Source organism: Sodalis endosymbiont of Henestaris halophilus (assembly GCF_900161835.1).
Taxonomy (GTDB): Bacteria; Pseudomonadota; Gammaproteobacteria; order Enterobacterales; family Enterobacteriaceae.
Genome location: NZ_LT897836.1, coordinates 50,933 through 66,731, shown reverse-complemented (window position 1 = coordinate 66,731; position 15,799 = coordinate 50,933). Strand labels below are relative to the sequence as shown.

15 protein-coding genes are annotated in these 15,799 nt (G+C 44.4%); 1 reads left to right on the top strand and 14 read right to left on the bottom strand.

Annotated features, from left to right (window positions below):
• Window positions 1-191: 191 nt before the first annotated feature.
• The 14 genes from lpxB to rpsB all read right to left on the bottom strand — a co-directional run bounded on the left by lpxB (window position 192) and on the right by rpsB (window position 14,634).
• Entirely contained in the window at window positions 192-1,340 is a 1,149-nt protein-coding gene (gene lpxB, locus HBA_RS00145) for a lipid-A-disaccharide synthase (RefSeq protein WP_097032049.1), read from the bottom strand.
• Between the two features lie 2 nt (window positions 1,341-1,342).
• Window positions 1,343-2,131: an acyl-ACP--UDP-N-acetylglucosamine O-acyltransferase gene (gene lpxA, locus HBA_RS00140; protein ID WP_097032048.1), complete on the bottom strand. Its 789-nt coding sequence runs from the start codon at window positions 2,129-2,131 to the stop codon at window positions 1,343-1,345.
• Between the two features lie 4 nt (window positions 2,132-2,135).
• Window positions 2,136-2,591, bottom strand: coding sequence for a 3-hydroxyacyl-ACP dehydratase FabZ (fabZ, locus tag HBA_RS00135; RefSeq protein ID WP_097032047.1), 456 nt, complete (start codon window positions 2,589-2,591; stop codon window positions 2,136-2,138).
• Between the two features lie 151 nt (window positions 2,592-2,742).
• Window positions 2,743-3,765 carry a UDP-3-O-(3-hydroxymyristoyl)glucosamine N-acyltransferase gene (gene lpxD / locus HBA_RS00130; RefSeq protein ID WP_097032046.1) on the bottom strand — a complete coding sequence of 341 codons (1,023 nt, stop codon included), beginning with the start codon at window positions 3,763-3,765 and terminating at the stop codon, window positions 2,743-2,745.
• A gap of 3 nt (window positions 3,766-3,768) precedes the next feature.
• Complete coding sequence (skp, locus tag HBA_RS00125) at window positions 3,769-4,263, bottom strand: molecular chaperone Skp (protein WP_097032045.1); 495 nt, start codon at window positions 4,261-4,263, stop codon at window positions 3,769-3,771.
• 108 nt (window positions 4,264-4,371) lie between these two features.
• Window positions 4,372-6,798, bottom strand: a complete 2,427-nt coding sequence (gene bamA / locus HBA_RS00120) for an outer membrane protein assembly factor BamA (protein ID WP_097032600.1) — start codon at window positions 6,796-6,798, stop codon at window positions 4,372-4,374.
• Between the two features lie 37 nt (window positions 6,799-6,835).
• Entirely contained in the window at window positions 6,836-8,191 is a 1,356-nt protein-coding gene (gene rseP / locus HBA_RS00115) for a sigma E protease regulator RseP (protein ID WP_097032044.1), read from the bottom strand.
• A 19-nt stretch (window positions 8,192-8,210) separates the two neighbouring features.
• Window positions 8,211-9,068, bottom strand: a complete 858-nt coding sequence (gene cdsA / locus HBA_RS00110; protein ID WP_097032043.1) for a phosphatidate cytidylyltransferase — start codon at window positions 9,066-9,068, stop codon at window positions 8,211-8,213.
• A 9-nt stretch (window positions 9,069-9,077) separates the two neighbouring features.
• A complete protein-coding gene (gene ispU / locus HBA_RS00105) occupies window positions 9,078-9,839 on the bottom strand; it encodes a (2E,6E)-farnesyl-diphosphate-specific ditrans,polycis-undecaprenyl-diphosphate synthase (protein WP_097032042.1) in 762 nt (253 codons plus the stop codon).
• A gap of 210 nt (window positions 9,840-10,049) precedes the next feature.
• Window positions 10,050-11,246, bottom strand: a complete 1,197-nt coding sequence (ispC, locus tag HBA_RS00100) for a 1-deoxy-D-xylulose-5-phosphate reductoisomerase (RefSeq protein WP_097032041.1) — start codon at window positions 11,244-11,246, stop codon at window positions 10,050-10,052.
• 157 nt (window positions 11,247-11,403) lie between these two features.
• On the bottom strand, window positions 11,404-11,961 hold the full coding sequence (gene frr, locus HBA_RS00095; protein WP_097032040.1) for a ribosome recycling factor: 558 nt from the start codon (window positions 11,959-11,961) through the stop codon (window positions 11,404-11,406).
• A gap of 77 nt (window positions 11,962-12,038) precedes the next feature.
• Window positions 12,039-12,764 carry a UMP kinase gene (pyrH, locus tag HBA_RS00090; protein ID WP_097032039.1) on the bottom strand — a complete coding sequence of 242 codons (726 nt, stop codon included), beginning with the start codon at window positions 12,762-12,764 and terminating at the stop codon, window positions 12,039-12,041.
• Between the two features lie 143 nt (window positions 12,765-12,907).
• Complete coding sequence (gene tsf / locus HBA_RS00085; protein WP_097032038.1) at window positions 12,908-13,789, bottom strand: translation elongation factor Ts; 882 nt, start codon at window positions 13,787-13,789, stop codon at window positions 12,908-12,910.
• Window positions 13,790-13,908: 119 nt separating this feature from the next.
• On the bottom strand, window positions 13,909-14,634 hold the full coding sequence (gene rpsB / locus HBA_RS00080; protein ID WP_097032037.1) for a 30S ribosomal protein S2: 726 nt from the start codon (window positions 14,632-14,634) through the stop codon (window positions 13,909-13,911).
• Window positions 14,635-14,969: 335 nt separating this feature from the next.
• On the opposite strand from rpsB, the gene map reads away from it, so the two are divergent.
• Window positions 14,970-15,767 (top strand): type I methionyl aminopeptidase, encoded by a 798-nt coding sequence (gene map / locus HBA_RS00075; RefSeq protein ID WP_097032036.1) that lies wholly within the window; start codon window positions 14,970-14,972, stop codon window positions 15,765-15,767.
• Window positions 15,768-15,799 lie beyond the last annotated feature (32 nt).

Below are 15,799 nucleotides of genomic sequence, written 5' to 3'. Positions count from 1 at the left end.
ATTTTAAAAATTTTCATGAACAAACATTGGCAACCACGCGTAGTGTAGTTGATGTCCACTAGAAAAATATCCATCGTCCAGTAATGTTCTTATGTGAAGTTCCTGATATGGTATTATCAACACCGTTGATAACTATCAACTACGAATATATTCAGTATGTTAGCATGAGTATCATATATTCTACTAAATTATTAACGATTAATCAGAGCTAGAACTGCTCGCGCTGCTTGCTCGTCAGCGTGGCATCGAATCTGCTGATGTAATTGGCAAAACGTAGACAGCATCGTCGCACGTTGTTCATTATCGTCAAGTAGCTCGAGGATGGCCGCTGCAAGCGCATCCGGTTGGCATGTTTCCTGCAATAATTCTTTAACCAGCTTACGCCCGGCTAGCAAATTTGGCAGTGACACCATTTGTGTTTTCACCAACCGCCTAGCCAGCGCAAATGTCAATGGCTTCATGCGGTAGCCTACCACCATTGGGCATTTCGCCAGCATACATTCAAGCGCAGCGGTGCCGGAGGCCAGCAGAGCCGCATCAGCGGCAGTCATGACCTGACGGGCCTGATTATCCAGAATTCTTACCGACAATGTTGGTGCTACTGCCATCTTAATGCGCTCAAACTCTGCCCGCCGGAATGAATTAACTAACGGCACGATAATTTCCAGTCCCGGGATATGCTGACTCACTTGCTCGGCGGCGCGCAAAAAATCCGCGCTTAGAATAGCTACCTCGCTTTGTCGGCTGCCTGGCATCAGTGCTAGGCAACGCGCGGTGACTGGAATGCCTAGTGCTTGACGTGCGGCGGCTTTATCTGGAGCAATAGGCATGGCGTCTGCTAGCGTATGGCCGATGAATTGGCAGGGAATATTGTAGCGGTCATAAAAAGCTTTTTCAAACGGCAGGAAAGTAAGTACGTTATCAGTAGCGCGCCCGATTTTGAATATTCTTTTTTTCCGCCAGGCCCATACGGAAGGGCTAACATAATGGATAGTACGAATGCCTCGACACTTGAGGCGTTTTTCTAGGGTTATTGTAAAATCCGGAGCGTCGATGCCGACAAAGACATCAGGTCGCATCATGGTAAAACGACGTGTCAAATCCCTACGGATGCGCAATAGCCGTGGTAGGCGTGCAAGTATCTCGAAGATACCCATTACAGCCAGTTCTTCCATGTCATACCAAGCTTCCATTCCGGCTGCCTGCATTTGCGGCCCGGCGACGCCGACAAATCGTATTTCTGGTATATGGTTACGTAGTGCGCTTATTAGCCCTGCGCCAAGAATATCGCCTGAGGTTTCTCCGGCGACCATACCTATAGTAATAGGATATATCGACATAATTAACGAATAATACCACGTTGTGACCGCGACAGGAAGTCCAGGAACGTATTGATTACCTGATGTTTTTGTGCCAGAGCTTCTAACTCTGGTTTCGCCTCGTCGAGAGTTTTGCCGCTGCGATAAAGAATTTTATAGGCGGCACGTATCGCGTGAAGGGCTGCACTATTAAAACCTCGACGCTTTAACCCTTCGATGTTCAAACCTAGTGGTGTCGCATGATTGCCTTGGGCGATAACAAAAGGCGGTACATCTTGGGAAACCCCGGAGCAACCTCCGATCATAACGTGGGCGCCAATGACACAAAATTGATGCACCGCGGTCATACCGCCTATTATGGCATAATCGTCTAACGCTACATGGCCTCCTAGTGTTGCATTATTAGCCATAATGCAGCGGTTGCCCACCTTGCAGTCATGAGCTACATGAGCATTTACCATCAGTAAATTATCGCTACCTACTCTAGTTACTTCCCCTCCTTGTATCGTGCCACGATGAATGGTTACACTTTCCCTAATTTTGTTACGGTGCCCAATTTCGACCCGCGTCGGCTCCCCTGCATATTTTAAATCTTGATTGACGTCGCCAAGAAATGCGAACGGATAAATATGATTGTCTTCACCTATTTGGGTAATTCCGTTCACTACTACGTGTGACTTTAGCACCGTTCGTGCGCCGATTTCGACTTGTGGTCCGATAACGCAAAAAGGACCGACATGTACGTCGGCGTGAATAATAGCGCTTTCTTCCACGATAGCACTAGGATGTATAAAGGCGGATTGATCAATCACTTATTTAGGCCTCCCGGCGCCTAGCGCACATCATTGATGCTTCGCAAGCCATTTCGCCATCAACTTTAGCAATACCTTTGAATCGTGCTACGCCGCTACGCTCTTTAATGAATTCAACTTCGAGGATCATCTGATCGCCGGGCTGAACCGGTCTTTTAAAACGAGCTTCATCAATAGCAGCAAAATAATAAAGTTCTCCCGGAGCTAGTTTCCCTGTACTTTTAAACGCCAAAATGCCGGTTGCTTGTGCCATAGCTTCCAGGATGAGTACGCCAGGGAAAATTGGTTTGCCAGGGAAATGACCTTGAAAAAATGGTTCATTAAAAGAAATATTTTTTATTGCCCGCAGAAACTTTCCTTTCTCGAAATCTAGCACTCCGTCTACCAGCAAAAACGGAAAGCGATGGGGCAAAAGTTCTAATATCTCTTCTATATGCAGAGTATGAGTGTCAGTAGTCAAAATACTCTTCCTGTTTTTAAAAAACGTGGCATCAACAACACGGCCTGCTTTAATCCTAGCAGGATAAAACAAGCAGGCCGCGAATATAATAATAGTTCGCTAAGCAAAAGTGCCTTGACAAGCATTCTCTTTTATTAAGCAGTAAAAGCGACTAGTTTTTTTTTAATTTTTGCTCAAGGGCTTTCATCCGCTTGTTCATATCCTTAATATGCATGACTAACGCGGCGGTTTTACGCCATTCTTTATTCGGCTGCAACGGGATCCCGGATGAGTATATTCCTGGTGCAGTTATTGCACGCATAACCATGCTCATACCGGTCACAGTGACTTTATCACAAATGGTTATATGGCCATTAATGACGCTGGCTCCGCCAATCATACAGTAGCGGCCTATGGTCAGGCTGCCAGCCATGATGACGCCGCTTGCGACTGCTGTATTGTCACCAATAACCACGTTATGTGCAATTTGACACTGATTGTCAATAATCACGCCATTGCCGATAGTGGTATCGTCCAGCGCGCCGCGATCGATGGTTGTGCAAGCGCCTATTTCAACTTGATCGCCAATGATGACGCGTCCTAGTTGTGGTATTTTAATCCAGTTGCTACGGTCTTTGACATAGCCAAAACCATCGGCACCAATGACGGTTCCAGAGTGGATTAGGCAACGATCACCGATGACAATGTCATGATAGACGGTAACATTTGCCCATAAGCACGTTCCTGCGCCAATATGGGTGTTTTTGCCGATAAAACAGCCTGGTCCGATTATTACATCATTCTCCAGCACAACTTTGGATTCCACAACAGTATTTGCACCTACCGCCACTCTTTGTCCCAGAGTTGCGTCCGAAGCAATGATTGCTCCAGTGTTAATATTCTCGGCAGGCTTTGGTGTAGTGTTCATTAGCTGCGCCATGCGAGCGTAAGTTAGGTAAGGATTACTAACTACCAGCGAAGCGCTTATGCAAAAATGCAAGCTGTCTTTGGTTAGAACTACCGCCGACGCCTGACAGGAAGATAGTTTTTCACGAAAACGGCTATCAGCAAGAAATGTAATCTGACCAGATTGCGCGTTGTCTATGGAGGCAATGCCGTTGATGATAATTTCTCCATCACCGTACAATTGTGCATCCAACTGTTGTGCTAAATCAGTCAGTCGAATTGAATACATGACTTATTTAACCTGTTTCATAACGTCATCAGTGATGTCTTTAGTGCTGTTAGCGTAAGCTACGGTAGTAGAGTCGATAACTATGTCATAGCCTTTCTCATTAGCCACAATTTTCACTGCGTCCTGAATACGGCTCAGAATTTTTTTACGTTCTTCATTATTGCGGCGCCGGTTGTCCTGCTCGAATGCTTGAGCTTTGTTAGAGAAGATATTGCGCTGATCCATAACTAGTTTCTCTAGTGAGCTGAGTTCGCTGGCTTTCATGGTGGAGCCATCCCGCTGCAGGAGTTGTATCTTAGCCTGTAGATCACGTTCCATAGATTGAAGTTCGTTTGCGCGATCCTTGAATTCATATTCAAGTTGTTGAATAATTGCGGCAAGCTGCGGAGAGTTCTGGAAAACGTTGGAAACGTTAACTACAGCGATTTTATCGGCAGCTTGAGCGAAGGCGGTGGTAAGAGTTAAACCCAAACCTGCGGCATATAACCACTTTTTCACTATCAACTCCTTACCAACTCATTATATTTTTACTGTTACGCAATATCTTGATCATACGTCAGTGTCTTTGTCTACTTGTTCTTTTCCTGCACATTACTCCATGTAATATTACCATGTTTTTCCAATATTAAACTGAAACTGCTCTGACTTATCTCTATCGTATTTTTTGACTTGTGGCGCGTAAGAGAACATCATCGGCCCGAGCGGCGACATCCATTGCATGGCGATACCGCTAGAAATACGAATATTACTAGGATCTCTGTAGTCTAAAATACCAGCAGCACGTGTTATGTTGGTGTTTTGCCAGGCGGTGTCCCACACTGTACCAGCGTCGACAAATAGTAAGGTGCGTACTGAATTAGAATATTTTTCGCTTAAGAATGGCGTTGGCACTATAAGCTCGGCGCTGGCAATGGCCATCGCGTTGCCGCCCACGGCATCGCTAGAGTTATCTACTAAACAATCCTTATAATGAGTATTGCTATGATTGCACTTATAATACGCTGCTTTTGGACCAATGGTATTGGCACTAAAACCGCGCACGGTATTAGAACCGCCGGCATAGAAATTGTCGTAGAACGGTACATTCTTGCTGTCCATACCATTGGCGTAGCCCGCGCGCCCGCGGTACTTTAATACCCAGTTGCCGCTTTTGCTAAGCGGAATGTAGTGGCTAAAGTCGAATGTAATTTTGTAATATTCGTTATCAGAACCGGGTATCGTCACTTTGCCGGTTAGGATAGCGCGTGAACCTGCGGTGGGGAAATATCGGCTGTTTAGATTGTTGTAGCTCCAACCAATAGAGAAAAACAAGTCATCGTCGCTTAAATAGGCATCGCTGTTTGCCTTTTTTGTGGTAACCACTTTTGGATTGATGCCGACGCTGTTCAAATAACGCCACATTGTCACCTGAGGCTTCATATTAGTCAGATCATTATGCACATAGTCCAGGCTAAAATTTAGCGAATTGTTTTCGCTAGTTGGGAAACTGAGTGTAGTGCCTACGCCGTAGCTGCGCAGGTCATAGTCCGATAAATTAGCATCATCAGCGTTAAAGTCATTATAGAAAATCTTTCCACCTAGACTAACGCCATCTATTGTGAGGTAGGGATCAATCATTGATAGTTCTATATAGGTTTGGTGGTAGTTTTTGGTGCCGTTAAAGCCTACGAAGTTACCGGTTCCTAACCAATTATCCTGCTGTATGCCGAACTGGAAAGTAACGCCGCTCTCTGTCCCGCAGCCGACACCGACATTTATATTTCCGGTATTGCGCTCCTCTACTTTATATACCACATCTACCTGATCTAGTGACCCGGGCACGAGTTGCGTTTTGGTATCCACAGTTTTAAAGTATCCTAGACGATTGAGGCGTTCTTTACCTTTCTCGACTAAATTCCTGCCAAGCCAGGCGCTTTCCATCTGGCGCATTTCACGACGCAGCACTGAATCCTTGGTTATATAGTTGCCTCCAAAGCAGATTTTACGTACGTAAAATCGTTTGCCCACGTCAACTCTAACATGCAATTTAACTGTATTATCAGCGTCATTGATTTCCTTCTGTGTCATCACTCGTGGGTAGGCATAGCCGTAACGACCCAGCAATTGCGTGATATCGTTCTCCATCTTGGTGACTTTAGCGCCGTTATACATTTTTCCTGGCTGTAATTTTGCCAACTGTTCTATTTCGGCTGAGTAACCGGCCATATTTCCGTTGACCACCGTACCAGATATTTTGTATTGTGTACCTTCAGTAATGTTTATAGTGATGTAAATACCTGTTTTATCTGGTGTTAAGCTAATCTGCGTGGAATCGATATTAAAGCGGGCATAACCGCGATCGAGATAAAAATTATGCAAGGTTTCAAGATCTTTTTTTAGCTTGTGTTTTTGGTATTTACGATTGGCAATCATATGCCACCATGGCACTTGATCTCGTAACTGGAAGCGTGAAATTAGTTCATTGATAGTGAAAGCATGGTTACCAACAATATTGATTTGTTGAATTTTGGCTGAAAAACCTTCGGTAAATACCAGTTTTAGATCGACGCAATTGCGCGTCAGTGACGTGACTACCGCTTTGACAGTGGCGTTATATTTGCCAATACTATTGTACAATTCCTGGATTATTTTTTTGATATTAAAAATCGCAGTATGATCAAGGAGTTCGCCGTTTCGTACGCCTTGATCCTCAAGGAGTTGCTTTAGGATCTCATCTCTTATCGCTCTATTACCAGAGAAAGTAATGTTTGCAATGATTGGGTGTTCCTTAACTTGTACGACCAGTGAATCTTTATCACGTAACACCTGTACATCCTCAAAGTATCCAGTAGCGAATAGAGCGCGGATAGTATTGCTAATATCTTTATCGTTTGCCTTCTCGCCGATACGGATCGGTATGCTGAGTAATGCTGTGCTGACGGCGACCCGTTGAAGTCCTTCTAAATGAATGTCCTTCACGACAAACTCGTCTGCACCGTATACGGTAGCACTGCTAATAAGCATCGCCGCTACGATCAACTTTTTTATCATCATTGTAGTTATGTTTTCTTCCGAAAATAATTTCAGGATATCATAACTTGCAGAAATCATTGAAAAGGGCTAACCCCATCAGCAGAACTATTAAAATAGAACCAACATGGTCACTAACATACTGTATTCGTTCAGATACTGGCTCTCCCTTAAGCTTTTCTATCACTAGAAAAAGCAAATGGCCACCATCCAACACTGGTAACGGGAACAAATTAATAATTCCTAAGTTGACGCTTATTAAGGCTAGAAACATCAGGTAATAAATTAAACCGCATTTCGCTGTCATCCCTGCCCCTTGTGCTATAGAAATAGGACCGCTTAAATTTTTTAGCTTAATATTTCCGGTTATCAATTTGCTTAACATATTGCCCGTAATCTTCATTAACTGCCAGGTTTTTTTGCTGGCCTGGGACAGAGCTGAGAGTGGACCGTATTGCCGCACGGTTTTGTATTCCGACGGCAATGGTATGATTTTTGGCACGATGCCTGCAAAACCTTCTATTTGCCCCTTCCCTACTGGTTTGCTGGCGGGCCGCAGGATTATATCGAGGGCGCTGCCAAGCCTTTCAATGCCTACCAGCAGTGGCTGATCAGGATGATTGCGGACTTCGGTAACAAAAAACTGCCAAGATTCAACTGGCTGGCCATCGACTTTAACGATCTTGTCTCCGGCTTGCAAACCAGCTTTCATTGCGGCCGAATCCGGTTGAACTTCAGTAAGTACCGGCTCTATGCGCGGACCAAGGGGAAGAATTCCCAATGCGATGATAGCGTCTTGCTTGTTTGGCTCACAATGCCAGCATCGCAAATCTAATTTTTTTTGCGTTCTTTGCGCGGAGCCGAATGGTGCAACGCCAAAGGTAGTTTCGTGATCTCCGATTTTATTTATAAGTTGCATACGAATTGAATCCCAGTCAGGAGTTTCGATACCGTCAACTGATTGAAGTTCCATGCCGGGATACAGTTTAGCCTGTGCCGCGATGGAATTAGGGGCGACTTCGCCAATTACCGGCCTGTTGATTGGTACACCAATCAAAAATACTAACCAATAGGCAAAAATAGCGAACAGAAAGTTGAATAATGGCCCGGCCGCAATAATAGCTGCGCGTTGTTCGACGGTCTTATGATTGTAAGCCTCGCAACGGCGTTCTGGAGCGACGGTGTTTACTCGTTCATCCAGCATTTTGATATACCCCCCCAGGGGAATGGTGGCTATCACATATTCTGTGCCACGTTTATAACGCCAGCGCCATAGTGCATGTCCAAAACCGATGGAAAAACGTTCTACTGTTACTCCGCAGCAGCGGGCTACCAAAAAATGGCCACACTCGTGCACTGTGATCAATAAGCCCAGCGCAACAATGAACGTAGCAAGACTCCATAAAAAGTACATCATAATAGCTTTTAGTCCCGACTTAGATAACGTAAAATACCAGCAGCATCAAACAGGCGAATACCGGCACTGCGGCAGTCAAACTATCTATGCGATCTAAAATTCCGCCATGGCCGGGTATTAAATGGCTGCTATCCTTAATGCCTGCCTCCCGTTTAAACATGCTTTCTGTTAAATCTCCTATTATTGACGCCAGCACTGCACCACTTGAGCAAATTATCAGAGTAATCGGTGTGGCTTCAAGGGGCGCGTATTTGTTGAAAAACCAGGCTATCACTGTTGAAGTAACTATACCGCCTATTATACCCTCCCAGGTCTTATTAGGAGATACTTTTGGTGCGAGTTTGTGACGGCCTAAGGCACGCCCAAACATATAGGAGCCGGAATCCACACTGCAAACTAGTACCATGACATAAAATAGCCACCATGCACCAGTAAAGTAGTTAATCTCATAATGGTACTGACGTAGCGTTAGCATGCCCCAAAAAAAAGGAAATATGGTCAAAATACCAAACGCTAGTCGCATATGCCGTGATTTGCGCCACAGTGTGGCAGAGCGTGGATAGTATGATACTAGCAGTAGCGCTGTCAGCCACCAGGCTAGTGAGACCCATAAAGTATATTTCACCTGCCAGGCAGTTATTAATGGTATATATGCCGGGACAGTTAGCATCATCAGAACTAACAGTAGGCCGCAAATTATGGCAAGATAGATGCGTTGCTTCTTGCAAGTTATTCCCGCAAGCCTCCCCCATTCCCAGGCGCTCAACATACACACTGCGAGGTTAACTAGAGAAAATCCAATTAGCCTCAACAAAAATAGTGTAACGATCACAATGAGTATCAGTATACCGGCAGTAATCAATCGATGTTTCAGCAAAATTACTCCTTATAATTCGTTGGCATCATAAGGTGTAATTCCACCAAAACGCCGTTCGCGTTGAGAAAAAGCATTGAGCGCACTTTCAAAAATAGTATCGTCGAAATCTGGCCATAATACGTCGGTGAAAAATAGCTCTGCATAGGCAATTTGCCACAATAAGAAATTACTAATGCGATGTTCACCTCCGGTGCGGATCACTAGATCAACTGGGGCCAGTTCGTTCATGCAAATTACCTGGCATAATGCGTCTTCATCTATTTGATCGGGATGCATTATACCCTCTTGCACCCGGGCGGCAAGTTTTCTGACCCCATGGATAATATCCCAACGGCCACCATAATTCGCGGCAATATTTAAAGTTAATCCGTCGTTATTGCAGGTCAACGCCTCTGAGAGGTGAATGAGCTCCTGTAACCGTATGCCAAAGCGCGAAGTATCTCCTATAATACGTAGCCGGATATTATGCTTGTGTAAACTTTTCACTTCGCTGCCTATCACTCGTACGAACAGCTTCATGAGTGCGGACACTTCTTGGCTGGGGCGATTCCAGTTTTCGCTGCTGAAAGCATACAGCGTCAACGCGTCAAAATGATGGTTGACGGCAAAACTTACTGCACGGTATACCGATTTAATGCCCGCCTGGTGTCCAAAGATATTTAATTGCCCTCGTTTTTTTGCCCAGCGGCCATTTCCATCCATAATAATAGCTACATGGCGTGGTGAGGAGGGCGGAAACTGTTTTCGCTGTTGCTGATTTTCCGACGACATTAGGCTCACGTATTTCCTCATTGTTAAAAATACCACGAATACTAAGTCTTATTAAAATGAAGGGGTACTCTAATGTACAAAAAGGCCGTGCACATATTCGTCTTATAGTTGATTAATCTGATCGACCTTTCTCAATGGAATAAATGTCGTAGATTATAGTATTTTTTCATTTATCGAACAAATAAACCTTCGCATCTCTTGTTCTTTGCGTCACTGCCGGTAATACCGGATGCTTTGGAGTGCCATTTTTCTCGCTTGGCTGTCAATGTATAATACTTCTTCCACGCTATTTGGTTCAGGCGAGTCGCCCTGTTCTAGCACCCGTCTGTTTACAGCGGCAATATCGGTAAAGCGGATATTGCCGCTTAAAAACGCCGCTACTGCGATTTCATTGGCTGCATTAAGTGTAGTCGTCGCGGCTTGGCCACGCTGACTAGCGTCGATTGCCAGCTGTAGGCAAGGGTAACGGTTTTTGTCCGGCTGCTCGAAACTAAGAGTACCTAGTCGTAAAAAATCTAGCGGTTTAACACCAGACGGCACCCGTTCTGGATAAGCCATCGCGTGCGCGATCGGTGTGCGCATGTCTGGCGATCCTAATTGTGCGAGCACGCTTCCGTCAGCATAGCGCACCATTGAGTGAATTATAGACTGGGGATGCAACAGTATTTCGATTTGTTCGGCTGTGGCATTGAACAACCAGCGCGCTTCGATATACTCTAATCCTTTGTTCATCATAGTAGCAGAATCCACTGATATTTTGCGCCCCATTGACCAATGTGGATGAGAGCAAGCCTGCTCCGGTGTCATCATTGCCAGCGCGGCCAGCTCTGTCTTGCGAAATGGCCCGCCTGAGCCGGTTAAAATAATGCTTGATACACCATGTTTTGTTAGAGACTCGTAACCTAACCCGTTCTGAAGTGGCTCAGGTAAACTTTGAAAAATTGCGTTGTGTTCACTGTCTACCGGTAGTAATCGGGCGCGATAGCGGTGTGCCTCGTTCATGAATAATCGGCCGCAAGTTACCAGCGATTCTTTATTGGCCAACAATACTCGCTTGCCGGCTCTTAGCGCTGCTAGCGTCGATGCCAGCCCAGCAACTCCCACAATAGTGGCCATCACCGTGTCTATTTCATCGATTGCCGCGAGCTCGCAAGCCGCATGAGCGCCTGCGAGCACAGCGGTCGTAGATCCCGCTTTGGCAAGATTATCTTTGAGCACGCGAGCCGCGGCGACGTTCGACATGCAGGCGTAATCAGGACTAAAAATTAGGCACTGCTCGGTCATTCGTGTCACGTTTTTATTGGCTACCAGTGCACGTACGGTGAATTGATCTGGATTATGCTTTATCACCGCTAACGTATTAGTACCCATGGAGCCGGTACTACCGAGAATCGTTAAATGCCGCATGAAATTACTTCTTATCGCATTTAAATTATAAAGGCAATATTCAGTTTAAAACGATGTATCCGTTTTGCCTATGATGCTTCAAACAAATAGATATAGCGACAAGTATCCTACTATGGAGATGTTCGACTCCTCCTAGAGTTTTTCATTCTCAGTTGGATTAAATTTCCATTAATTCCGCTTCTTTTTCTGCCAAGGCAATATCTATCTGGTTAATCGAGGCATTAGTCAATTTTTGAATTATATCTTGCGAATGTTGGTCTTCATCATCACCGATGGTTTTGTCTTTCAGCAATGCTTTTACTTTATCGTTAGCATAGCGACGCACATTGCGCACAGATACCCTACTTTGCTCTGCCGCGGCGCGCACTGTTTTTATTAGATCGCGTCGGCGTTCTTCTGTCAGAGGTGGCAGTGGCACGCGAATAACTACTCCGGCGGAATGGGGATTAAGTCCTAGATCTGAGGCCATAATGGCTTTTTCCACTGTTATTACCAGAGCACGGTCAAAAACGGTGATGGCCAAAGTGCGTGGATTTTCGGCGACAATATTGGCTAACTGGCGAAGCGGCGTCATAGTGCCGTAATATTCGATCTGAATATTATCAAGTAAGCTAGGAGAAGCGCGTCCCGTGCGGACTTTGCTGATATGGGTTTTAAACGCGTCGATGCATTTTGCCATGCGCATCTCGGCATCTTTACTTATTTCATTAATCACGTGACGAACCCTTACGACTTTAGTTATCTAAGAGGATAATGGCCGTTAGTGGCCAAGTTAGTTATCTATTATGTGCATTACTTAGTAATCAAGGTTCCTTCTTGATCACCCATTACAACCCGTCGCAGAGCACCAATCTTGTTTATATTAAACACACATATTGGCAGATTGTGATCCCGTGCCAAAATAAAAGAGGCTAGATCCATAATTTTCAATTCTTGCTCCAGCACATCATGATAGCTCAACTTATCATAAAATATAGCATCAGGATGTTGAACTGGATCGTCGGAAAATATGCCATCTACTTTTGTTGCTTTTAGCACGGCATCGGCTTCGATTTCAATACCGCGCAGACAGGCGGCGGAATCAGTGGTAAAGAAGGGATTGCCGGTGCCGGCGGCGAAAATCACCACGTGATTATTGCGTAGCAAGCTGATGGCTTTGGTCCAGCTATAGTTGTCACAAACGCCATTCAGAGGAATAGCTGACATCAAACGGGCGTTAACGTATGCGCGATGCAATGCGTCGCGTAGCGCCAGACCATTCATAGCGGTTGCTAACATACCTATATGATCTCCTGCCACGCGGTTCATGGTAGCCCGCGCCAGACATGCGCCGCGGAACAAATTGCCACCTCCTATTACAATACCTATTTGTATACCTAGCTTTATTAATTCTTTTACTTCTCGGACTATGCGATCGAGCATATTGGCGTCAATACCGAAATTTTCGGCACCTTGCAGGGCTTCACCGCTTAATTTGAGCAGAATACGCTGGTAAATAGGTTTTGCATTGTTTGCCATTCGATCTGTCCTTAAGAGTAATTTTATGTGTGATTTTAACCTAGTCCCGCGCCTAGTTTTGAGTACTGTACACTTTGTTTGACATTGTGTTAGTTTATTAAAACGGAACCGCCTTCAGGCGGTTCCTAATAATTTAATTTTAATTAAGTCTGTTTTTTATACTCAAGCTTTTTACTTGTATCCATCACGGTCAAGTCGGCGGCGAAATTCGCTTTAACTTTTGAATGCTTTTCACCCACTTCAAAACGAATAAAGTTATTAACTTTGGCACCGTGTTCGCCCAACAGCTGACCAACGGTTTTATTCGGATCCATTACGAAGTCCTGGCCAGTCAAGGAAATCTCATTAGTGAATTTGCGTATACGGCCTTCAACTATTTTTTCTACTATTTTACGTGGCTTGCCGGACTGCATGGCAATATCCATTTGGATTCGATGCTCACGAGCTACGACATCGGCTGGTATATCATCCGCGTTGACATATTCCGGTTTTCTGGCGGCGATGTGCATCGCGATGTGTTTCACTAATTCTACTTCCATTCCGTAAGCTAAAACTATAACGCCAATGCGAGTGCCGTGCAGATATGATCCGAGCATGTCACCTTTTAATACCCCCAGGCGGTTAATATTAATGTTTTCACCAATTTTAGCGATCAGCTCGATGCGTTTTTCTTCAAATTTAGCTTTTAACTCTTTAATATCAGAGATGTGTTCATTTAGTGCTGCTATGATAACCTCATCGCCAAAAGCTTTGAAGATGTCGTTTTTAGCAACGAAATCAGTTTCGCAATTTAGTTCAATTATAACGCCGTATTTTTTATCTTGTGCTATTTTTGTCAGAATAATGCCTTCAGCTGATACGCGCCCAGTTTTCTTGGCAGCTTTTGCCTGGCCTGACTTGCGCATATTGTCGATAGCCAGTTCTATATCGCCTCGCGTTTCAATAAGGGATTTTTTGCATTCCATAATGCCTGCGCCTGTACGTTCACGCAGTTCTTTAACCAGATCGGCGTTAATATATGCCATTATATATATGTTCCTAGTTATTCCGTGTGAGAAATAAATGAAAAGAGCCTGAAACACAGACTCTCTAACCAACACATTTAAAACTTAATTAGTAAAATCTTTTCTGAATGTATGCTTTATTATTCCGCCGCTACAAAGCTTTCTTCAATCTGCTGTGCTATATTTTGAGAAAAACTTTCTCGCAAGGTGGTCGCAACGGTGGTTAGGTACAGATTAATTGCGCGTGTGGCATCATCATTACCCGGAATAATAAAGTCTACGCCGTTAGGTTCGGAGTTAGTATCAACGATAGCGAAAACCGGAATGCCCAATTTTTTTGCTTCTTTGATAGAAATATATTCGTGTTGAGCATCGACAACAAATAGAGCGTCTGGTAGACCACCCATATCCTTGATACCGCCAAGGCTTTTTTCTAGTTTGTTTAATTCACGAGTACGCAATAGTGCTTCTTTTTTGGTTAGTTTTTCGAAAGTACCATCCTGAGACTGTGTTTCCAGGTCTTTTAAACGCTTGATAGACTGACGAACTGTTTTCCAGTTGGTCAACATACCACCTAGCCATCGATGATTGACGAAGAATTGATTGCAGCTTTTAGCCGCTTCTTTTATCGCTTCGTTTGCGGCGCGTTTGGTGCCGACAAATAAAATTTTGCCTTTACGCGAGGCAATTTTGTGCAACTCAGCTAGAGCTTCGTTGAACATAAATACCGTTTGTTCCAGGTTAATAATGTGAACTTTATTACGGGTACCGTAAATAAAAGGCTTCATTTTAGGGTTCCAGTAACGGGTTTGATGACCAAAATGAACACCCGCTTGGAGCATGTCACGCATGGAAATAGTTGCCATGATAAACCTCTAAGTAAATTTGGGGTTATGCTTCCACGTATCCCATACGACTAACTCCTACCTGACGGTTAAAGCACCCCGTTGCATGTGACGATACGTGTGTGTAATAACAGAATTAAATTTTGTTACGACAAACGGTGCGCAGCTTAAAAAACTAATGTCTACCACCAGCGCTTTTATACCATAAACTAAGCGAGAACTCCACAAAATATTTTGCGAATACTGTTGGGGAGGTGATAATTGAACAGTTTTTAGACGTACTAATACTATTAGTATAATTCTTTAATTCATCTTAATATTATTCCCAACTTTAGTGTTTGTTAATGGATCTTTATATGGCCATTTTTATTAAAACCTCAAATGATATCGCTAAAATGCGCGTTGTCGGTCGGCTGGCCGCCGAGGTGCTAGAAGTCATTAAGTATTATATTAAAACTGGCGTAAGCACTGGAGAATTAGATCGTTTGTGCCACCATCACATCACTGAAAAACAGCATGCCTTTTCCGCGGCACTTGGCTATCGAGGTTTTCCGAAATCGGTATGCATTTCGGTAAACGAGGTAGTATGCCACGGTATTCCGAGCGATGATAAAAAGCTTAAAGATGGTGATATTCTCAATATTGACGTCGCTGTTGTCAAAGACGGTTTTCATGGTGATACATCAAAGATGTTTTTTGTCGGTAAACCATCTATTCTTGGTAAACGTCTCTGTCGGGTGACCAAAGCAAGTCTTTATTTGGCTATCAGCATGATCAGGCCTGGTATTCGCTTGCGTCTTCTCGGTAAGGCGATTCAACAGTTCGTCGAAGCGGAAGGTTTTTCCGTAGTACGTGAATATTGTGGCCATGGCATCGGAGTAGGCTTTCATGAAGAGCCGCAGGTGTTAAATTATGATGCCGACGACGGCGGCGTTGTGTTGCGGACAGGCATGGTTTTTACTATTGAACCCATGGTTAACGCTGGGGACTACCGTATACGTATTATGAAAGACGGATGGACGGTAAAAACCAAGGATCATAGCTTGTCAGCACAGTATGAGCATACGGTTTTAGTAACCGAATATGGCTGTGAAATCATGACGCTGCGCACGGATGAAACATTATCGACGGTGATTCACCACCACGTAGGATAATGCCGTATACATGGTTAAATATATTTCGTTTG